Origin of the sequence: Algoriphagus limi, assembly GCF_024919275.1 — a bacterium.
GTDB lineage: Bacteria > Bacteroidota > Bacteroidia > Cytophagales > Cyclobacteriaceae > Algoriphagus > Algoriphagus limi.
Genome location: NZ_JANWGH010000001.1, coordinates 566,957 through 583,336, shown reverse-complemented (window position 1 = coordinate 583,336; position 16,380 = coordinate 566,957). Strand labels below are relative to the sequence as shown.

The window sequence follows — 16,380 nt, the reverse complement described above, 5'->3', positions numbered from 1 at the left end:
GTGAATGGACTTATTCGGCATGCAGATGCAATCCCTCAAATACTTCCTTCGGCTTAATCAATTCAAAGTGAATTTTTCCGCCATTTTGCACCTTTCTCAGGCCTTCCAAAAGAAACTTGTCCTGCGGCGTCAGCCCAGCACTTACCAGATATACGTGGTTGAGTTCTCCCTCAATTTTGATCTCTTGTGACTTTACATTGCCTTCATCATCCACTAGATAGACAAACTTCTTGTCTAATACCTCAAAAGTGGCTTTCTGTGGAATCATGGTCACCTCATCCAATGGCTTTGGCCATAAGATATTTCCCGTTTGACCATGTCGCAACAAACCATTAGGATTGGAAAAGGTAGCACGAAAAGCAATGTTACCAGTCGCATTGTTAAAGTCGGATTCTATGGTTTCGATTATACCCGATTCAGGGAAAACCCGATTATTAGCTAATCGCAATTGAACCATTTCCGCTGTATCCTTTTCGGTCATGGCATAATCCAAGTATTCCGCTTCTGGAACGTTGAAGTATACCCACATTTTACTGTTATCAGAAAGCGTAGTTAACAATTCCCCCTCATCCAATAAACTTCCCAAACGCACTTCCTCGAATTTTCCAACAATTCCATCGAAAGGAGCCCGAAGCTCAGTGAAGCTTAAATGAGTTTCGGCTAAAGCCATTTCCGCTTTCGCTTTCTCCAATTGTGCTTTGGCTAAAGCAACCTCGTTTTGGGAAACGATATTTTTGTCCGCTAGCGCTTTAGTGTTTTCATATTCCACCCGCGCAAATTCCACCTCAGATTTTGCCTTTTGAAATTCAGCCTGATAGATCGTTGGCTGAATTTGAAAGAGAAGTTGTCCTTTTTTGACATGTTGCCCCTCATCCACAAAGATTTTCTGAAGGTACCCTTTCTCCAAGGCCCGCAATTCAATGTGTTGAATGGCCCGGATTTGACTCACATATTCTTTGATCAAGACTGTGTCTTGTTTAATAGGTTGAGAAACTTTGAATGTGGCAGTTTCTTCATGTGTATTATGTGATGAACCGCAGGATGCCAAAAACATCGCACAGCCCACTGCTAGGAACAGAATATTCCTGTTAGTTTTCATATTTATGAATTTTGAATTGTAGGTAAAAAGAAATTAAATCGGAACCTGAGCGTCGATAGGCATACTTGCTCGGGAACCCATACCATGGCCTTTTAAAGCCCAATCAAAAAATCCTAAATACGATAAACGCAGTGGTAGATGTGTAACCGATTTGGAATCGGTTTGAAGAAGTTTTTGTAGAAACGTAGAAAACGCGTCTGATCTTTTCCAAGGCTTATTGCCAAAAGGCAAAACCAAATAGCTGAAATTGCTAGCTTGAGTTCTGAATCCAAATCAAGGAAACTTTCCTCGACCTGCTCTAAGCCCTCTGGTTCTACAGAAAAGAGAAGATTTGCTTGAGATTTTAGCTCATCAGAGCTGTTGAAAACGATGGTAGACTCATCAGAAGCATCAAAAGAAGCTACTTTTTCTTGATCCTGCTGGATATAGTTGGAGAGCTGCAACCCAGAAGACAGTCCTGGGACGAAAAAAGTCAGAAGCAGTGAGGAGATCACTGTCATCAGTCCAATAACCCTGTAGGATTTTTTACACATCGTTACAAAGGTATTTGAATATTTTTCATATATCAAAAAGAATTTTTTTCAAACCGGCAAAGAATACACCAATTTGATTCAAAAATGGAAATCGAGGATAAAAGTTTCAATTTCTGAAAAATATTTTAGAGAACTTTTCAGAATCATTTTTAGCTCAAAATCACCATTTTAAACAAGATGACTGAGATTCCTTCATTCATTATCAAACCAAATGACCTAAACTTTTGAAAATAAAAAGACACGGATAGTATAAAGCCCGAATGTTTCCGTACCTTTGTAACGATAGAAATGCAAAATCTTAAAAGTAAGGCACATCTTTCTATCTTATAGCATCGGTAATTTCCCTGCCACAAGTAGCAAATCAAGAGTTATTTCCCACGGTTTCAATTCTTTTCTTCTACTTTTTAATTCCAATTCTGGATTAGATCCAGCGACGAATTGAATGCCGCAGTTTGATTTAACAACATCTTGAGTACCATTCTTATTTTAATTAACAACCCTTCTTATTAAAGCCATTCGATTTTCGGAATCAGCTCTTTCTGATTTCTCAATTACCCTACGCAGTCGCGTCAATTCCTATTTCAAATCTACCCAACAAAGTAAATTCGGAAATGCAGAGATGGTCCTCAAGACCATTTTCATGCTGTCTATCTATTTTGTGCCAGTTTTACTAGTCAGTTCCGGTTGGCTTACCCATACCTGGCAGCTTTTTGCTGCATTCATCCTTAGTGGATTTGGAATGGCCGGAATCGGGATGGGAATCATGCATGATGCCATTCATGGAACCTATTCTTCCAATCCTAAAATCAACAAACTTTTAGGATATACTTTGAACATGGTAGGAGCCAATGCCACTATGTGGCGAGTTCAGCACAATGTGCTTCATCATAGCTTCACAAATATTCACGAAGGAGATGATGACATCAATGTACCACCTGCATTTCTGAGGTTTTCTCCTCATGCCAAGAAAAATCGACTACATCCCTACCAGCATTGGTATACCTGGTTCTTTTATGGATTATCCACGCTTTCTTGGGTGACTACCAAAGATTTTATCCGCCTGGATCGCTACCATAAAATGGGGCTTATCAAAGGAAAAAATAGCTATAGAAATACCTTTCTTAAGATTTTAGCTTGGAAAGTAGTCTATTTCACCTTTACCCTAGGACTACCGTTAATTTTCTCTCCTTTTGGGATTTGGGAAATTCTATTAGCCTTCCTTTCCCTACATTTCGTGACTGGACTTTGTATCTCCTTAGTCTTTCAGACGGCTCATATTATGCCTGATGTGGTATTTCCGCAAATGGACGAACAAGGAATTGTCGAGGGAGAACGGCTTGTCCATCAATTGGTCACCACTTGTAATTACTCCCCAAAAAGCCGAATCTTTTCTTGGATGATTGGAGGCTTAAATTATCAAATCGAGCATCATTTGTTTCCGGATATCTGTCATGTCCACTATCGAAACATCGCTCCTATTGTCAGAAAAACTGCAGCTGAATTTCAACTGCCTTACTATTCTAAAAAAACATTTTTGGAGGCCCTAAAAGCCCATTTTCAAATGCTTCACCACTTGGGAACATTAGAAACTGTCCCTGTGAAAAGCAAATCATTTTAATTATGAACACATTTAGAAAAAATACTCGTCCCAATCGTCGGGACAACCATACATCTTCAGAAAGACAACAAACGAAACGAAAACCTGTCTCTTCTTTGGATCCCAGTCTTTTGGTCAAAAAGGCCAAAGCAACTCCTATTAATTCAAACTCAAAAACTGAGACACGATTCGATGACCTTGAACTTCATTCAAAGCTTCAAGTAAATATTCAAAAGAAAGGCTATGAGTATCTTACCCCTATTCAAGAACAGGCAATTCCTGTGTTGTTAGATGGAAGAGATATGCTTGCCATTGCTAGAACAGGCTCTGGAAAGACAGCTGCATTTTTGATACCGATTATCACTCAGCTTTTGGAGAGACCCTTAGCATCTTCCATTTTGATCGTTGCACCTACAAGGGAATTGGCCTTACAAATTGGAGATGAGTTTCGGGGATTAACCTTAGGAATGAATCTTCGATGCGCAACCTTTATTGGAGGAACAAATATCAATTCTGATTTCAAGCATTTGGCACAAAAGCCTCATGTAATCATAGGTACACCTGGAAGGCTTTTAGACTTATCAAATCAAAAGGCACTTCATTTAAACCAGGTTAAGACACTTGTTTTGGATGAATTTGACCGAATGCTAGACATGGGATTTATCCACGATGTCAAGCGCTTGGTTTCACTAATCGGTTCAAGGGAGCAAACGCTTCTTTTTTCAGCAACCTTAGACAAAGCCCAGCAAAAACTGATTGATGAATTATTGGATAATCCTCAAGAAATTCATGTGGATTCCGGTACTGTTGCGAATGAGCATATAGAACAGGAAACCATTCGAGTTCCTGAAGGAAAAGATAAGTTTTTGATGTTGCAGGACTTGTTTCAGGATGGAGCTCTGAAGAAGGTTATCCTTTTCACTGAGACCAAACGCCTTGCTGATCGACTGTCTAAAAAACTCAATCAAAATGGGATTCCTTCCGGACAGATTCATGGGAATAAATCTCAAAATTTCAGAAATAAAATGCTGAATGATTTCAAATTAGGAACCATTCGGGTACTTGTAGCGACGGATGTCGCCGCGAGGGGAATTGATGTCGCAGATGTAAGTCATGTCATCAACTATCAACTGCCCATGACGATGGATTCATATATCCACCGAATCGGCCGAACTGGGCGGGCTGGAAAAACAGGCCGAGCAATCACCTTTATAAATTGAACATCTCTTTATGTCAAAAAACCAAAACTCATTTATCAAAAAACAAAAAGCCCAGCTCAAGCAGAGAAAGAAAAAGGAAAAATTCGAGAAAAAGCTTGAAAGAAAAGCCCAACCTAAAGATGGAAGTCTTGAAAATATGATGGTTTATGTAGACGAATTCGGAAACTTTTCCGACTCTCCTCCTGAGCCACCCACACCAAAAAAACAATTAAATCAAAACAAATCATACAGCAAAGGTGCTGCACAAAACAAGTAAAATTATGAATGAAGGAACAGTAAAATTCTTTAATGACACCAAAGGTTTTGGTTTCATTACCCCATCTGACAAGAGCGAAGATGTATTCGTGCATTTCAGCGGACTCGTTGACGAAATCCGTCAAAATGACCGAGTTACTTTTGATCTAGTTCAAGGTAAAAAAGGAATCAATGCGGTAAACGTAAAAGTCATTGGCTAATACGATCAACCATCTTTAAAAAGTATTTAAATCAAAAAATCATGAACGAAGGAACAGTAAAATTCTTTAATGAATCTAAAGGCTTTGGATTCATCACTCCAGCGGATAATAGCGAGGACGTTTTTGTCCATATCAGCGGTCTTGTACATGAAATCAGAGAAAATGACAAAGTCACTTATGATACCGTACAAGGAAAAAAAGGAATCAACGCAGTGAATGTGAAGGTTGTAGGATAAAAGCTACCTAGCTTTAAAAATTAAAAGGTGGAATTTTACAATTCCACCTTTTTTGTTTTCCGAACCTCATAAAACTCAAGTCTCTTTACTGAGCCAAATAACCACCATCAATTGGATAATAAGAACCAGTCACAAAGGAAGACTTAGGCGAACTCAACCACAAAATCAATTCTGCAACTTCTTCAGCTTCTCCCAGCCTTCCAATTGGATGCAATGCTTCCACTGATTTTAAAGTTTCTGCATCTAGATTATTGGTAAGTAATGGAGTCAAAATATAACCCGGACCAATGGAATTCACTCGTATATTTTTTGCTGCGTATTCCAAGGCTGTGGCTTTTGTCAGACCAACAACACCATGTTTTGCTGATACATAAGCGGGAGACATTCGAGTACCAACCATACCCAAAATAGAAGCAATATTCACGATTACTCCTCCTCCATTTTTTTCCATGGCTGCTAGTTGGTAATGCATTCCGTAAAAGACACCAGATAGGTTCACCGAAATTACCTTTTGCCATCCATCCAAGGGATAATCCTCCGTTTCAGCTAAAGGTCCACCAATACCGGCATTATTAACTGCAATATCGAGCTTTCCATATTTTTTTACCGTAGCAGCTACCAGCGCTTCATTTTCCTCAGGTTTGGACGTATCCGCCTTGAAAAAATAGGCATCTCCTCCATCCTTTTTAATATCTTCTACCACTTCCTTGCCTTGCTTTTCATCGATATCCGAAACCACCACTTTAGCTCCTTCTTTGGCAAATAAAAATGCGGCTGCTTTTCCAATCCCTGATGCTGCACCTGTAATAATAGCGACTTTATTTTCTAAAGTTTTCATGATTTCTTGTTTTTAAATAGTTGAAAATCAAACTAAATGAGAGATATCACTCCTCTTTTAAAAAACGGATTTTAAAAAAATATGGACTCGATTTTCATCTATTTTTTGATGTTTCTGACAAAAATCAGGAAACAAAAAAACCGGAGAAAAATTATCTCCGGCTTCCTGATTCAATCATTTTTACTTGTTTACCCCAACTACCAAAACCTTGGCAAACTCTTTCGCATAATCACGGAATAAATCCCTTGCTGCTGCTATGTAATCTTCTTTTGTCATTTCAACTATAAAAGGATCGAAATCAATATTTGGGGGATTAACAGCAAAAAACTTTTTAATGAAACTATCGCTTTTTGTTTTGTCCTGATAAATACGGGCCTTGTATGGTTTTTCGGAAACAAAATCACCCTCTAAGTTAGCTGAGACATTATTTGGAGAGCCAATTTTTCCAATGAAATCAAAAGTTGCTTTTGAAATCCTCATTTTTGGGAAGACTTGAACATCCGCTGAAGTCACTTTTCTTTTCACCCCTGCCTCGAGACCTACCTTTAATTCAACTGTTGAAAAATCAATGTCAATGTTTTGAAGTAATATCACAGCATCTGTCTCACCGTAGAATTTCTTCATCATACCCACGAATGCTACGCCTCCACCCCGTGCCACGGATTTATCATTAAATATGAAAATGCTTCCATCAGGAAAAACCTGAATCGTACCTACTCCTATATCCTCTTCTTTAGTTTTTCCTTCTTTGCGTTCAGCTTTCGCATCATAACGCTCAGCAATCTTTCCAAAAGATTCCATAGCTCGTGCATCTGGAAGAGATACTACTTTAAAACCTGCATTTGCAATCTCTTCTTCCATGATTTTTTGAAAGTCATTGGCCAGTTCCTGAAAATCCGCCAATTCCAATCCTGCATCAAGAATCGTTGTGGCCTTTGCAGAACCGGTCTGACCGACGTAGCTGCCGCCTTTGCTCATTGCAGAAAAATTATTTGTTGCTCTACTTAAGCCACTTTCTTGAACGACAACACCTGTCTCTACAAAAGTTTCAAAATTTAGGCTCATCTGAGGCAAAACAAAGCCCTCAGCACCCTTAATCGTTTTGTTGTAATACCCTTTTTCCCCAATTCCATAAAATGAAACCTGGGCTTGCAGGTGGGTTGAAAAAAGTAACCCAGTTACTGCGATTAGCATTATTCTTTTCATAAGTAAGTTGATTTGTTTGACTGATTAGGAAATAAAAAGATAGGTTTTGATTCTTATTTTTTGACCTAAAATTATGATACAAGCATATCAACTAACTATACGTCAAATGACGTATTTTTCTATTACTATAGTTTATGAAGTTTATAGGGATTCCTTTAAATAAAGAGAAAAAGAAAACAGGGTTTCTTTAAATTGAAAAGCTTAGAAGCTTCTTACTTTTGGGTTCCTTTGGAAAGTATGCTTAGAACTTTCTCCGAATCGGTTTTTTTACAAAAATGATCACCCACAATAACTACAGGAGCAGATTTACAAAAATCCATGCATTTGGTTTGGATCAGTTTACAATGACCTTTTAATGGACCGGATTTTAAATCCTCTTTAAGTTGTTTTTTGATAGACTTAGCCCCTGCTTTTTTACAATCAGAACCTGTACAGATAAATACCAATTCCCGCTTATGTCTCATTGCAAACCTTTTGAATTACATACCTGAAACAGCCTGCATCATTAAGCCACATAGATAGGCCCCATAGGTTCCTACTGCATACCCAAGCACAGCTAGCAAAACTCCCACAGGAGCTAAAGAAGCATCAAATGCTCCTGCCACAATTGGTGCTGATGCAGCCCCGCCGACATTTGCCTGGGATCCCACAGCTACATAGAAGAAAGGAGCTTTGATAATCCAAGCTACCAACAACATAATCAGGATATGGAAGAACATCCACAATATACCGATGACGAAGAGAATGGGATTATCTAGCACAGCTCCCAGATCCATCTGCATTCCAATGGTGGCAACCAAAATGTATAAAAAGACAGATCCAAACCGGGAGGCTCCCGCTCCCTCCAAGTTTCTAGCCTTGGTGAAAGACAAACCCAAACCTGCCGTGGTAGCAACCACAACAATCCAGAAAAAAGTGGAATCCAAAGAGTAATCCTTCAATTGAGGATAATTTTCCCCGATGAAAGGAGCTAATGTATCCGCTATCAAATGGGAAATACCGGTTATTCCAAAAGCAACTCCCAAGATCACCATACTATCCGAGAGTGTGGGAATCCGCATGATTTTAGATCGAAAATCAGCAATTTTATCCCGAAGTTCATAGATGGCGGAAGTATCAGCTTTGAATAATTTATCCAGCTTTTCTGGTTTGGCTGCCCAATACAGTAAAAAGGCCATCCATAAATTGGCAACCAAAACATCCACCGCAATCATTTGAGCAAACAAGTCTGCGTCCGCTTCAAACACTTCCAACATAGCCGTCTGATTTGCTCCTCCCCCGATCCAAGAACCTGCAATTGTGGCCAATCCACGCCAAATTTCCATTGGCCCACTTCCTCCTAAAACATCGGGTTGAATCAGTCCAACGGTAAACAAAGCCATCGGTCCTCCCAACATAATTCCCAAGGTACCAGCCAAAAACATGGTTAATGCCTTTGGACCCAATTTTAGAATCCCTTTGAGATCAATGCTAAGGGTAAACAAAACGAGGGATGCTGGAAGCAAATAGCGACTTGCTACAAAATATAAGCGGGAAGATTCTCCTGAAATGATTCCCAAGGAATTGAAAACCGCAGGAATGAAATAGCATAGTAAAACTGTAGGAACCACCCGATAAAACTTCTGAAAGAACTTATTCTTACTGGAAGCAGTGCTAAAAACAAGTGCTAAAATTGCCAGTAAAAGCCCAAACACGATGGCATCATTGGTAATAAGGGGTTGCGTTGATTCCATAATTCCAAGTTGATCTCCTTGCAACAATACCAACAATTGGGCAAAAGCCCAACACAAAAAATCAAGCTCTTTGAAGCAAGTGGGACAACTCACTTAATATCATAGCAGTCGCTCCCCAAACAATCTCCCCATGCAAATCAAAATAAGGTGTATCCAAATTAAGGTTGTTGTCGAGTTTGAGAAGGGTCCTTTTCCTCCGAGTTGGCTCCAAGAGTAAATCCAATCCGGTTGGTAAAATGGAATCAACTTCCCGTTCCTCAGGAACAAAATCTGGTATTTCAGAAATGCTTCCTAATACTGGAGTCACCAGGAAATTGGAGGTTGGGATATATAAATCACTCAATTGCCCCAAAATTTCGATCTTTCCTTTATTTACAGCTACTTCCTCTTCTGCCTCACGCAAAGCTGTATAGATGATATTCTCATCTTCTTCATCCATTTTTCCACCAGGAAGGGCAATTTGACCACTATGCACGCCGGGATAAACAGGTCGCTTGATCAATGGAAACATCACTCCTTCCTCTGTGGGATAAAGCAGCAAGAGAACCGCTCCTTTACGATGACTTTCCGGAACCTTAGGTTGAAAACGTCTCATGTCCACTGGCTGGGGTGCCATTTCTAAATGAGCCACTTGACCTGGAAGTTCGCTTGCCAAGCGATCTTGAAGAAAATTGACGATTTCAGAGTGGGTCATTAAATAGTAAGTCGAATAATTTCTCAATAAAGTTTCACCTCAAAAAACATCCAAATTTTTCAAAATTTTTATTTGGGTTTGATTAGTGGTCAAAAGGAATAACATAAACTTAAAACTCTGATTTTAATCACCTTACAACGTATTCCATATCATATGATTTGATCTGAAATTTTTGAATACTTAATCCAAACAAATGAAACACTATGGATTAATAGATAGCCAAAATCCATAAAAAAGCTGGAGCCGGTTGGGAAAATTTGAATAGCTACATATCCATTCTTTTCCTTAAAAATTCTATGTAGATGGGAGACTAAACATTATACCGGAAAAAGATGAAAACTTTCCTAAAAATCATCCTAGCACTTATGCTTTTCGGACATTTTCAAGCTTGTAAGACTTATCAGTCCCTGGGAAATAGTACCAGTGAATCTCAAAAAAGCTTAAGTCAACAAGAAAAACTGGATTTGCAATTAGACCAAGTAAAAGCAAATGAGAGAATAAAAGTCTTTTTACAAGATGGGGAGGAATATGATTTGGAGTATTTATCTCATACAAGAGAAACAATTTATACGAATGTGATTCAAACAGCCTCAGAGAAAAAGCAAAATATTATCAAAACACCATTTGAGATTCCTATGGATCAGGTGGAAACGTTAAAGGTTTTTCGAACAAACTATTTTATTTCCATAGGAATTCCTGCTACTGTTTTGATTGGATTTATAATTTATATGTCAACAATTGATCTAAGTATGGGCCCCGTATTATAAAGTAATATGATCGAATGAAATGGCTAAATTTTAAGGAAAATGCACCCATTTTTAAGAGAGGAAGATATGGGAATTTGGTAATAAAAAAGGTCGGGCTATTGACCCGACCTTTTCCTGCTCTCAAACCTATTAAACCTATTGTAGATATTCGATTATGAATACTGGCGAAAAGTAGAAAATGTTTTCTATTACTCCAAACAATCGATTGCGAAAGATTTTCAAAATTTTATTTTCCGCCGTTTTTTTGATTTAAATCGTTTAAAATCAAGCCTAAAGAGGGAAAATTATTTTTTACTTTTTTGAAAAAAGTTTTCACTGAAAAAGAGCAGCAATTTTATGCAATCGTGTGCATGATTTTTCCTCTCTATTCCTACCCCATCAAAATTTGACATCCTGATTTTGAATCTTTTTCAATTCTTGTCAAAAATCAGCTATTTGCACTATGCCCAAAAGAGCTCTTCCATTAGCCCAAAAAATTTACTCGGGATTTGAAAGTTATATCCGCAGCTTCAAAATCTACACGAGGTTAGCTCCCCAATATTTCAGGGAGAGGAATTGGGTGATGATGCAACTTAATCACCGGCAAAGATTAAGACTCTACAAGGATCTTCTTTTTCAATTGGTTGCTGAATTCAATGAAATGCTCGGTGAAGATGCGGCAAATCGTGAGATCTGGAAACTGATTCGAAAGGAATATCAATCCATGATTGCTGACCGTCCCGATGTTGAATTGGCAGAGACTTTTTTTAATTCGGTGATTCGAAAGGCCTTTCCGGGTATGTCCATAGATGAAGAACTCATGTATGTTATGGAGGGCTACCAAATCTGCAAATGGAGAGAAAACAGCCACTTAGTTCATACATATCCAAGCCAAATGGGTTTGGAGCCCATCATTCGAAAAATATTGGATGATTTCGATCCTGGCGTCCCTTTTCTTAATAAAGAAGAGGATGTGCAATTTCTAATCAAAAGCGTAAGAGAGGTCATCCTTACTCGGTATAACCCTGGTCCTGAAACCAAAACAGAAATTCTCAAACCTGTCTTTTACCGAAATAAAGCAGCATACTTGATCGGAAGAACCTACGTGGGCCATAAATGGATGCCTTTTATTATACCGCTTATGCACGGAGAAAAAGGTGTTTTTGTAGATACGTTGATTTTTGACCGAAATATCATGAGTCACCTTTTCAGTTTCACCCGCTCCTATTTTATGGTGGACGCTGAAATTCCTTCCCAAATCGTGGGCTTTTTGAGTTCGGTTATTTCACACAAAAAGACGCATGAATTGTATAATGCCATTGGTTTTAACAAACATGGGAAAACTCTTTTTTATCGGGATTACCTGTATCATTTGCAATCTTCCACTGACCAATTCGTAGTTGCTCCGGGAGTCAAAGGAATGGTAATGACAGTATTTACACTCCCTTCTTTTGATGTGGTATTCAAACTCATCAAAGACCACTTCGAACCACCCAAAAACATGACTCGACAGGAGGTGCGGGAAAAATACAAGTTGGTTTCCCTTCATGATCGAGTCGGAAGAATGGCTGATACCCATGAGTTTGAATACTTTCATATCCCCTTGGATCGAGTAAGTCCGGAATTAATGAAGGAACTTCGCAATACCGCTAACTCTTTATTGGACATTCAAAACAACCAATTGATAATCAAACACCTGTATACAGAAAGAAAGATGCGACCTCTCAATCTGTATCTAGAAGGATGTACTAAAGAAAAAGGCTGGGATGTTGTAGAAGACTATGGTCGGGCCATCCTTCAGTTGGCACAGGCTAATATTTTCCCGGGAGATATGATGACCAAGAACTTTGGTCTAACTCGTCAAAACCGGGTGATTTTTTATGACTATGATGAAATCGAATTTTTAACGGATATGAATTTCCGAGTCAAACCCAAACCGGAAACTTATGAGCAAATTTATGCTTCTGAGCCTTGGTATGATATCGCAAAGAATGATGTATTCCCTGAAGATTTTAAACGCTGGATGATCGGTCGCCCTGACTTGAAGGATCATTTTTTGGATTACCATCAGAAACTTTTTGATCCACTTTATTGGCAGAAGATTCAAACTAAAATTAGAAATAAGGAATTACTACATGCCTTCCCCTATCCGGAGGAAATTCGATTCAGGCCTCAAGAGAAAGTTTAATTTCTTTTTCCTATCCCCAACACCTATTTTTGTATATCACCCTTGGATTGATCCCAAATCCCATCCATGAAAGTCACGCAATCACCTGATTTTACCACAGCGACTAAAACCAAGAAAATCATTTTGCTCACCCCAAATGATGATGATAGGCCTGTGTATATCGCGGGAAATTTCAACAATTGGGCTACCCAGGATTATAAATTCCGAATGGAAAAAATCAAGGAAGGGAGATATGAATTTACCTTTCCTGAAGGAAAAGCTTTTGAAGGGGAATTGATTTACAAATTTACCAAGGGTGATTGGTCAGAGGTTGAAATCGATCGCTATGGTAATAAAACGCCAAATCGAACATGGAATGATTCCGATTTAGTTCGAACCGAAAAAGTAGCGAAATGGCGTCACAACTGGCTTCCTTATCGCCCTAGTCAATTACCAAAAATCCATTTGATATCAGAGGAATTTGAAATTCCCCAATTAAATAAGACTCGGAAAATTTGGGCGCTTTTGCCACACGATTACGAAACAAGTGATGAGCATTACCCGGTTCTTTACCTCCAAGATGCTCAAAATCTGTTCAATGAAAAGTCAGATTTCAATTGGCAGATCGATAAAAAACTAGCGGTGATGTCCGACTATGGAATCGGGAAAATTATCATCATTGCGATTGAACATGCCGAAACTGAGCGAATTCAAGAATATAATGTAGGAAGGACGCTTTTAGGTGTTGGTCATGGTAAAAAGTATATCCGTTTTATTACCGACACATTGAAGCCTTTTGTCGATAAAACCTTTCGAACCAAGCCTGAGCGAGAATTCACAGGTATAGGCGGTAGTTCAATGGGCGGTCTTGTCAGCATTTTCTCTGGTCTGATATATCCGGAAGTCTTTGGGAAATTAATGGTTTTCTCCCCTTCACTTTGGGTGATTCCTAAGATTAAACTGGGATTTTTGGACTTTTTTGAGCCACAAGAAACCCACATGTATCTGTACGCTGGAGGTGATGAAAGCGAAACCATGGTGAACCATGTAACCAAATTGCGGAAAAGGCTTTTGAAACGAGAAAGTCTACAAGGAAAAATGAAAATCCGTCTTTCCATCAACATGGAAGGAAAGCACAATGAAACATACTGGAGCGATGAGTTCCCTAAAGCCATTGAGTGGCTATTTTTCAGTGATAAACCTGATTGATCAACTATGAAATTTCAATTCCAACCAAAAAAAATTAATCAGGAAAGCCTGATTGTTTTTCCCGTTTTTGAAAACCAACGTGAAGAATTTCTAAAAGAAAAATTTCCAAATTTAACTTTTCCATCGACCCTTTTTTCCGGAAAAAAAGACACTACGTACACATTCCCCTCAGAAGAGAATTTGATCATGTTATTGGGACTAGGAGAAGATCCAAGCTACAAAGAAATTGAAGTGGCTTTTCGGAGAATTCTTTCAAAAAATGGTGATATGGTAAAAGAACAGGTCATTTTAGATTTTCCTGATTCATTTACTACTTCTCAAATAGAAGCTGCTTTGGTTGGTTTGGGATTAGGTTCTTACCAAGCTGATTTTTTCAAAAAGACCAAAAAGAATGATTTCCAAAAACTTAAAGTGGGAATTAATCATCCTTCGCCTGAGAGCAAAAAAGCTATACATCGAGCAGAAAAAATTCTCGCTGCCAAAATCGAGGCTTTCCGAATGGTTGATCTCCCTCCCAATATTCTCACTCCAGAATACTTGGCTGATTGGGCCAAGGAATTAGCCAAAAGTCAGGAATTAAAAGTCCAAGTTTTTGATACCAAAAAGGCAAAAAAAGAAGGTTTGGAGGCCTTTTTAGCAGTTGCTAGAGGATCTGTGAAGGAACCTCGATTTATCATTTTGGAATATCGCCATCCCGATGCCTTCAAACATGTGGGATTGGTTGGAAAAGGAGTCACTTTCGATACGGGAGGTTTGAATATCAAGACCCAAGGCATGCATTATATGAAATCCGATATGGGAGGTGCGGCAGCTGTTTTGGCTGCAACTCAAGTTATTGCAAGTTTGAAGCTACCAGTAAATTTAACTACCGTCGTCCCTGCCGTTGAAAATGCTGTCGATCAGCATGCCTATCTTCCTTCCGAGGTAATTGGAAGTCACTCCGGAAAATCTATAGAAATCGTAGATACTGATGCTGAAGGCCGATTGATTTTAGCGGATGGTCTATCCTATTTAAATCAAAAATATAAGCCTGATCACCTGATTGATTTTGCGACCTTGACAGGTTCAGCTGTTGGAACTTTTGGTTACGAATGTGCCGCACTTTTCTCAAATGACGATAAACTTTCTGAACAGATTCAGCAAGCCGGAATGGCAATCGGCGAAAAGTCTTGGCCTTTGCCAATTTGGAAAGAATATGCCAAGGAAATGGATAGCGAAATAGCGGATATCCGAAACTATCATGGAAAACCCATCGCAGGGGCTATTACAGCAGCAACCTTTTTGCAGGCTTTTACTAATGACCACCCTTCTTGGGCACATTTGGATGTAGCTGGCGTAGCTTTTGGAGATAGTGAATTCTCAAAAAGCAAAACAGGAACCGCCTTTGGTGTGGGTTTATTGCTTAATTTGATAGAAAATCATCTTTAACATGGAAAATCAAGATCATACTTTTCTCTGTATTTCCAATTATTTCAAAGGAAATGCTTTTTTGGTTTCGCTCAAGAAGCAAGGCAATAAAGTTTTTTTAGTAACCTCAGAAAAGCTGAAGGATTCCCCTTGGGCGTATGAATACATTGATGAGGTTTTTTATATGCCTGGTCAGGATCTGGACTGGGACTTGGACCTCTTACTAAAAGGAGTTGGCGGCTTGATGAAAAACCATAAGATTGATGCTATTGTAGCATTGGATGATTATGATGTAGAAAAAGCCACATTCCTTCGAGAAAACCTTCGAATTCCTGGAATGGGACAAACGACGGGTCGCTATTTCCGAGATAAGCTCGCCATGCGAATCAAAGCTCAGGATGCAGGAATTAACGTACCTCCTTTCTCCCCACTTTTCAATGATGAGGATATCAATCAATTCGCAGACCATGTAAAGGCTCCATGGGTACTAAAACCCCGTTCAGAAGCGTCTGCGCATGGAATCATAAAAGTTCACACCAAGGAAGATCTTTGGAAGCATATTCATGAATTGGGCGATAATCGTTTACACTATTTGGTTGAGCAATTCAAGCCCGGGGATGTGTATCATGCGGATGGATTGATTTTGGAAGGAAAAAGTCTATTCCTCACCGTTTCAAAATACCTCGCTACACCAATGGAAATTTCTCAGGGAGGAGGAATTTTCAGATCGGCAAATTTGGAGTATGGTTCAGAAGATGAGCAGGCAATCAAAAAGGCGAATAAAGCAATCATGAAAGCTTTTGGACTTAAATCCGGAGCAAGCCATACTGAATTCATCAAATGCCATGAAGATGGAAAAATCTATTTTTTAGAAACCTCTTCCCGAGTTGGCGGCGCTCACCTAGCTGAAATGGTAGAAGCTGCTACACAGATCAACCTTTGGTCTGAATGGGCAAAAATTGAAGATGCTTTGGTAAAGGGAAAGGAATACAAATTACCCAAGTCAGCGAAGAATTATGCAGGAATTGTCTTAACACTTTCCAAATTCCAAAATCCTGATTTGAGCAGTTTTAATGATCCGGAAATTTACTTCCGAGTTCCTTTGGACTACCATGCTGGTTTGATCGTAAAATCAAAAAGCAGAGAAAGGGTATTGGAATTATTGGATGATTATGCCGAGCGATTGACAAAAGACTTCTCGACCACGGCAGCTGCACCGGAGGTAAAAAAATTCCACTAG

The 16,380-nt window shown here is 39.0% G+C and carries 17 protein-coding genes; 10 read left to right on the top strand and 7 right to left on the bottom strand.

Going from position 1 to position 16,380, the window contains the following annotated elements; translation table 11 throughout:
- Positions 1-10: 10 nt before the first annotated feature.
- Positions 11-1,099 (bottom strand): efflux RND transporter periplasmic adaptor subunit, encoded by a 1,089-nt coding sequence (locus tag NY014_RS02490; RefSeq protein ID WP_259412952.1) that lies wholly within the window; start codon positions 1,097-1,099, stop codon positions 11-13.
- 113 nt (positions 1,100-1,212) lie between these two features.
- Positions 1,213-1,632 (bottom strand): hypothetical protein, encoded by a 420-nt coding sequence (locus tag NY014_RS02485; protein ID WP_259412951.1) that lies wholly within the window; start codon positions 1,630-1,632, stop codon positions 1,213-1,215.
- 640 nt (positions 1,633-2,272) lie between these two features.
- Between NY014_RS02485 and NY014_RS02480 the strand changes: the two genes are divergently transcribed.
- The 5 genes from NY014_RS02480 to NY014_RS02460 are packed head-to-tail and all read left to right on the top strand — an operon-like array spanning position 2,273 to position 5,140.
- Positions 2,273-3,250 carry a fatty acid desaturase family protein gene (locus NY014_RS02480; protein ID WP_259412950.1) on the top strand — a complete coding sequence of 326 codons (978 nt, stop codon included), beginning with the start codon at positions 2,273-2,275 and terminating at the stop codon, positions 3,248-3,250.
- Positions 3,251-3,252: 2 nt separating this feature from the next.
- A complete protein-coding gene (locus NY014_RS02475) occupies positions 3,253-4,449 on the top strand; it encodes a DEAD/DEAH box helicase (protein WP_259412949.1) in 1,197 nt (398 codons plus the stop codon).
- A gap of 10 nt (positions 4,450-4,459) precedes the next feature.
- Positions 4,460-4,705: a cold-shock protein gene (locus tag NY014_RS02470; protein WP_135070220.1), complete on the top strand. Its 246-nt coding sequence runs from the start codon at positions 4,460-4,462 to the stop codon at positions 4,703-4,705.
- Between the two features lie 4 nt (positions 4,706-4,709).
- A complete protein-coding gene (locus tag NY014_RS02465; RefSeq protein ID WP_202615317.1) occupies positions 4,710-4,904 on the top strand; it encodes a cold-shock protein in 195 nt (64 codons plus the stop codon).
- 41 nt (positions 4,905-4,945) lie between these two features.
- Positions 4,946-5,140, top strand: a complete 195-nt coding sequence (locus tag NY014_RS02460) for a cold-shock protein (RefSeq protein ID WP_024282374.1) — start codon at positions 4,946-4,948, stop codon at positions 5,138-5,140.
- An 85-nt stretch (positions 5,141-5,225) separates the two neighbouring features.
- Here NY014_RS02460 and NY014_RS02455 read toward each other — a convergent pair whose 3' ends face one another.
- The 5 genes from NY014_RS02455 to NY014_RS02435 all read right to left on the bottom strand — a co-directional run bounded on the left by NY014_RS02455 (position 5,226) and on the right by NY014_RS02435 (position 9,611).
- Positions 5,226-5,978 (bottom strand): SDR family NAD(P)-dependent oxidoreductase, encoded by a 753-nt coding sequence (locus tag NY014_RS02455; RefSeq protein WP_259412948.1) that lies wholly within the window; start codon positions 5,976-5,978, stop codon positions 5,226-5,228.
- 180 nt (positions 5,979-6,158) lie between these two features.
- On the bottom strand, positions 6,159-7,184 hold the full coding sequence (locus NY014_RS02450) for a hypothetical protein (protein ID WP_259412947.1): 1,026 nt from the start codon (positions 7,182-7,184) through the stop codon (positions 6,159-6,161).
- A gap of 212 nt (positions 7,185-7,396) precedes the next feature.
- The gene (locus NY014_RS02445) at positions 7,397-7,648 is read right to left on the bottom strand and encodes a (2Fe-2S) ferredoxin domain-containing protein (protein WP_259412946.1); all 252 of its coding nucleotides are present in this window, start codon (positions 7,646-7,648) and stop codon (positions 7,397-7,399) included.
- Positions 7,649-7,663: 15 nt separating this feature from the next.
- The gene (locus NY014_RS02440) at positions 7,664-8,917 is read right to left on the bottom strand and encodes a DUF819 family protein (protein ID WP_259412945.1); all 1,254 of its coding nucleotides are present in this window, start codon (positions 8,915-8,917) and stop codon (positions 7,664-7,666) included.
- A gap of 61 nt (positions 8,918-8,978) precedes the next feature.
- Positions 8,979-9,611 (bottom strand): NUDIX hydrolase, encoded by a 633-nt coding sequence (locus NY014_RS02435; RefSeq protein WP_259412944.1) that lies wholly within the window; start codon positions 9,609-9,611, stop codon positions 8,979-8,981.
- 332 nt (positions 9,612-9,943) lie between these two features.
- Between NY014_RS02435 and NY014_RS02430 the strand changes: the two genes are divergently transcribed.
- The 5 genes from NY014_RS02430 (at position 9,944) to NY014_RS02410 (ending at position 16,380) form a co-directional block, all read left to right on the top strand.
- Positions 9,944-10,378 (top strand): hypothetical protein, encoded by a 435-nt coding sequence (locus NY014_RS02430; RefSeq protein WP_259412943.1) that lies wholly within the window; start codon positions 9,944-9,946, stop codon positions 10,376-10,378.
- A gap of 442 nt (positions 10,379-10,820) precedes the next feature.
- Positions 10,821-12,545 (top strand): bifunctional isocitrate dehydrogenase kinase/phosphatase, encoded by a 1,725-nt coding sequence (gene aceK, locus NY014_RS02425; protein ID WP_259412942.1) that lies wholly within the window; start codon positions 10,821-10,823, stop codon positions 12,543-12,545.
- Between the two features lie 66 nt (positions 12,546-12,611).
- Positions 12,612-13,733: an alpha/beta hydrolase gene (locus NY014_RS02420; protein ID WP_259412941.1), complete on the top strand. Its 1,122-nt coding sequence runs from the start codon at positions 12,612-12,614 to the stop codon at positions 13,731-13,733.
- A 6-nt stretch (positions 13,734-13,739) separates the two neighbouring features.
- Positions 13,740-15,161 (top strand): leucyl aminopeptidase family protein, encoded by a 1,422-nt coding sequence (locus NY014_RS02415; RefSeq protein ID WP_259412940.1) that lies wholly within the window; start codon positions 13,740-13,742, stop codon positions 15,159-15,161.
- 1 nt (position 15,162) lies between these two features.
- Positions 15,163-16,380, top strand: a complete 1,218-nt coding sequence (locus NY014_RS02410; protein ID WP_259412939.1) for an ATP-grasp domain-containing protein — start codon at positions 15,163-15,165, stop codon at positions 16,378-16,380.

Bases quoted from the DNA above. Each gene is read 5' to 3' on its own strand.
- NY014_RS02490 (WP_259412952.1), bottom strand. From the start codon at position 1,099: ATGAAAACTAACAGGAATATTCTGTTCCTAGCAGTGGGCTGTGCGATG.
- NY014_RS02475 (WP_259412949.1), top strand. From the start codon at position 3,253: ATGAACACATTTAGAAAAAATACTCGTCCCAATCGTCGGGACAACCAT.
- NY014_RS02460 (WP_024282374.1), top strand. From the start codon at position 4,946: ATGAACGAAGGAACAGTAAAATTCTTTAATGAATCTAAAGGCTTTGGA.
- aceK (WP_259412942.1), top strand. From the start codon at position 10,821: ATGCCCAAAAGAGCTCTTCCATTAGCCCAAAAAATTTACTCGGGATTT.
- NY014_RS02430 (WP_259412943.1), top strand. From the start codon at position 9,944: ATGAAAACTTTCCTAAAAATCATCCTAGCACTTATGCTTTTCGGACAT.
- NY014_RS02450 (WP_259412947.1), bottom strand. From the start codon at position 7,184: ATGAAAAGAATAATGCTAATCGCAGTAACTGGGTTACTTTTTTCAACC.
- NY014_RS02410 (WP_259412939.1), top strand. From the start codon at position 15,163: ATGGAAAATCAAGATCATACTTTTCTCTGTATTTCCAATTATTTCAAA.
- NY014_RS02415 (WP_259412940.1), top strand. From the start codon at position 13,740: ATGAAATTTCAATTCCAACCAAAAAAAATTAATCAGGAAAGCCTGATT.
- NY014_RS02485 (WP_259412951.1), bottom strand. From the start codon at position 1,632: ATGTGTAAAAAATCCTACAGGGTTATTGGACTGATGACAGTGATCTCC.
- NY014_RS02420 (WP_259412941.1), top strand. From the start codon at position 12,612: ATGAAAGTCACGCAATCACCTGATTTTACCACAGCGACTAAAACCAAG.
- NY014_RS02445 (WP_259412946.1), bottom strand. From the start codon at position 7,648: ATGAGACATAAGCGGGAATTGGTATTTATCTGTACAGGTTCTGATTGT.
- NY014_RS02435 (WP_259412944.1), bottom strand. From the start codon at position 9,611: ATGACCCACTCTGAAATCGTCAATTTTCTTCAAGATCGCTTGGCAAGC.
- NY014_RS02455 (WP_259412948.1), bottom strand. From the start codon at position 5,978: ATGAAAACTTTAGAAAATAAAGTCGCTATTATTACAGGTGCAGCATCA.
- NY014_RS02465 (WP_202615317.1), top strand. From the start codon at position 4,710: ATGAATGAAGGAACAGTAAAATTCTTTAATGACACCAAAGGTTTTGGT.
- NY014_RS02470 (WP_135070220.1), top strand. From the start codon at position 4,460: ATGTCAAAAAACCAAAACTCATTTATCAAAAAACAAAAAGCCCAGCTC.
- NY014_RS02440 (WP_259412945.1), bottom strand. From the start codon at position 8,917: ATGGAATCAACGCAACCCCTTATTACCAATGATGCCATCGTGTTTGGG.
- NY014_RS02480 (WP_259412950.1), top strand. From the start codon at position 2,273: ATGCTGTCTATCTATTTTGTGCCAGTTTTACTAGTCAGTTCCGGTTGG.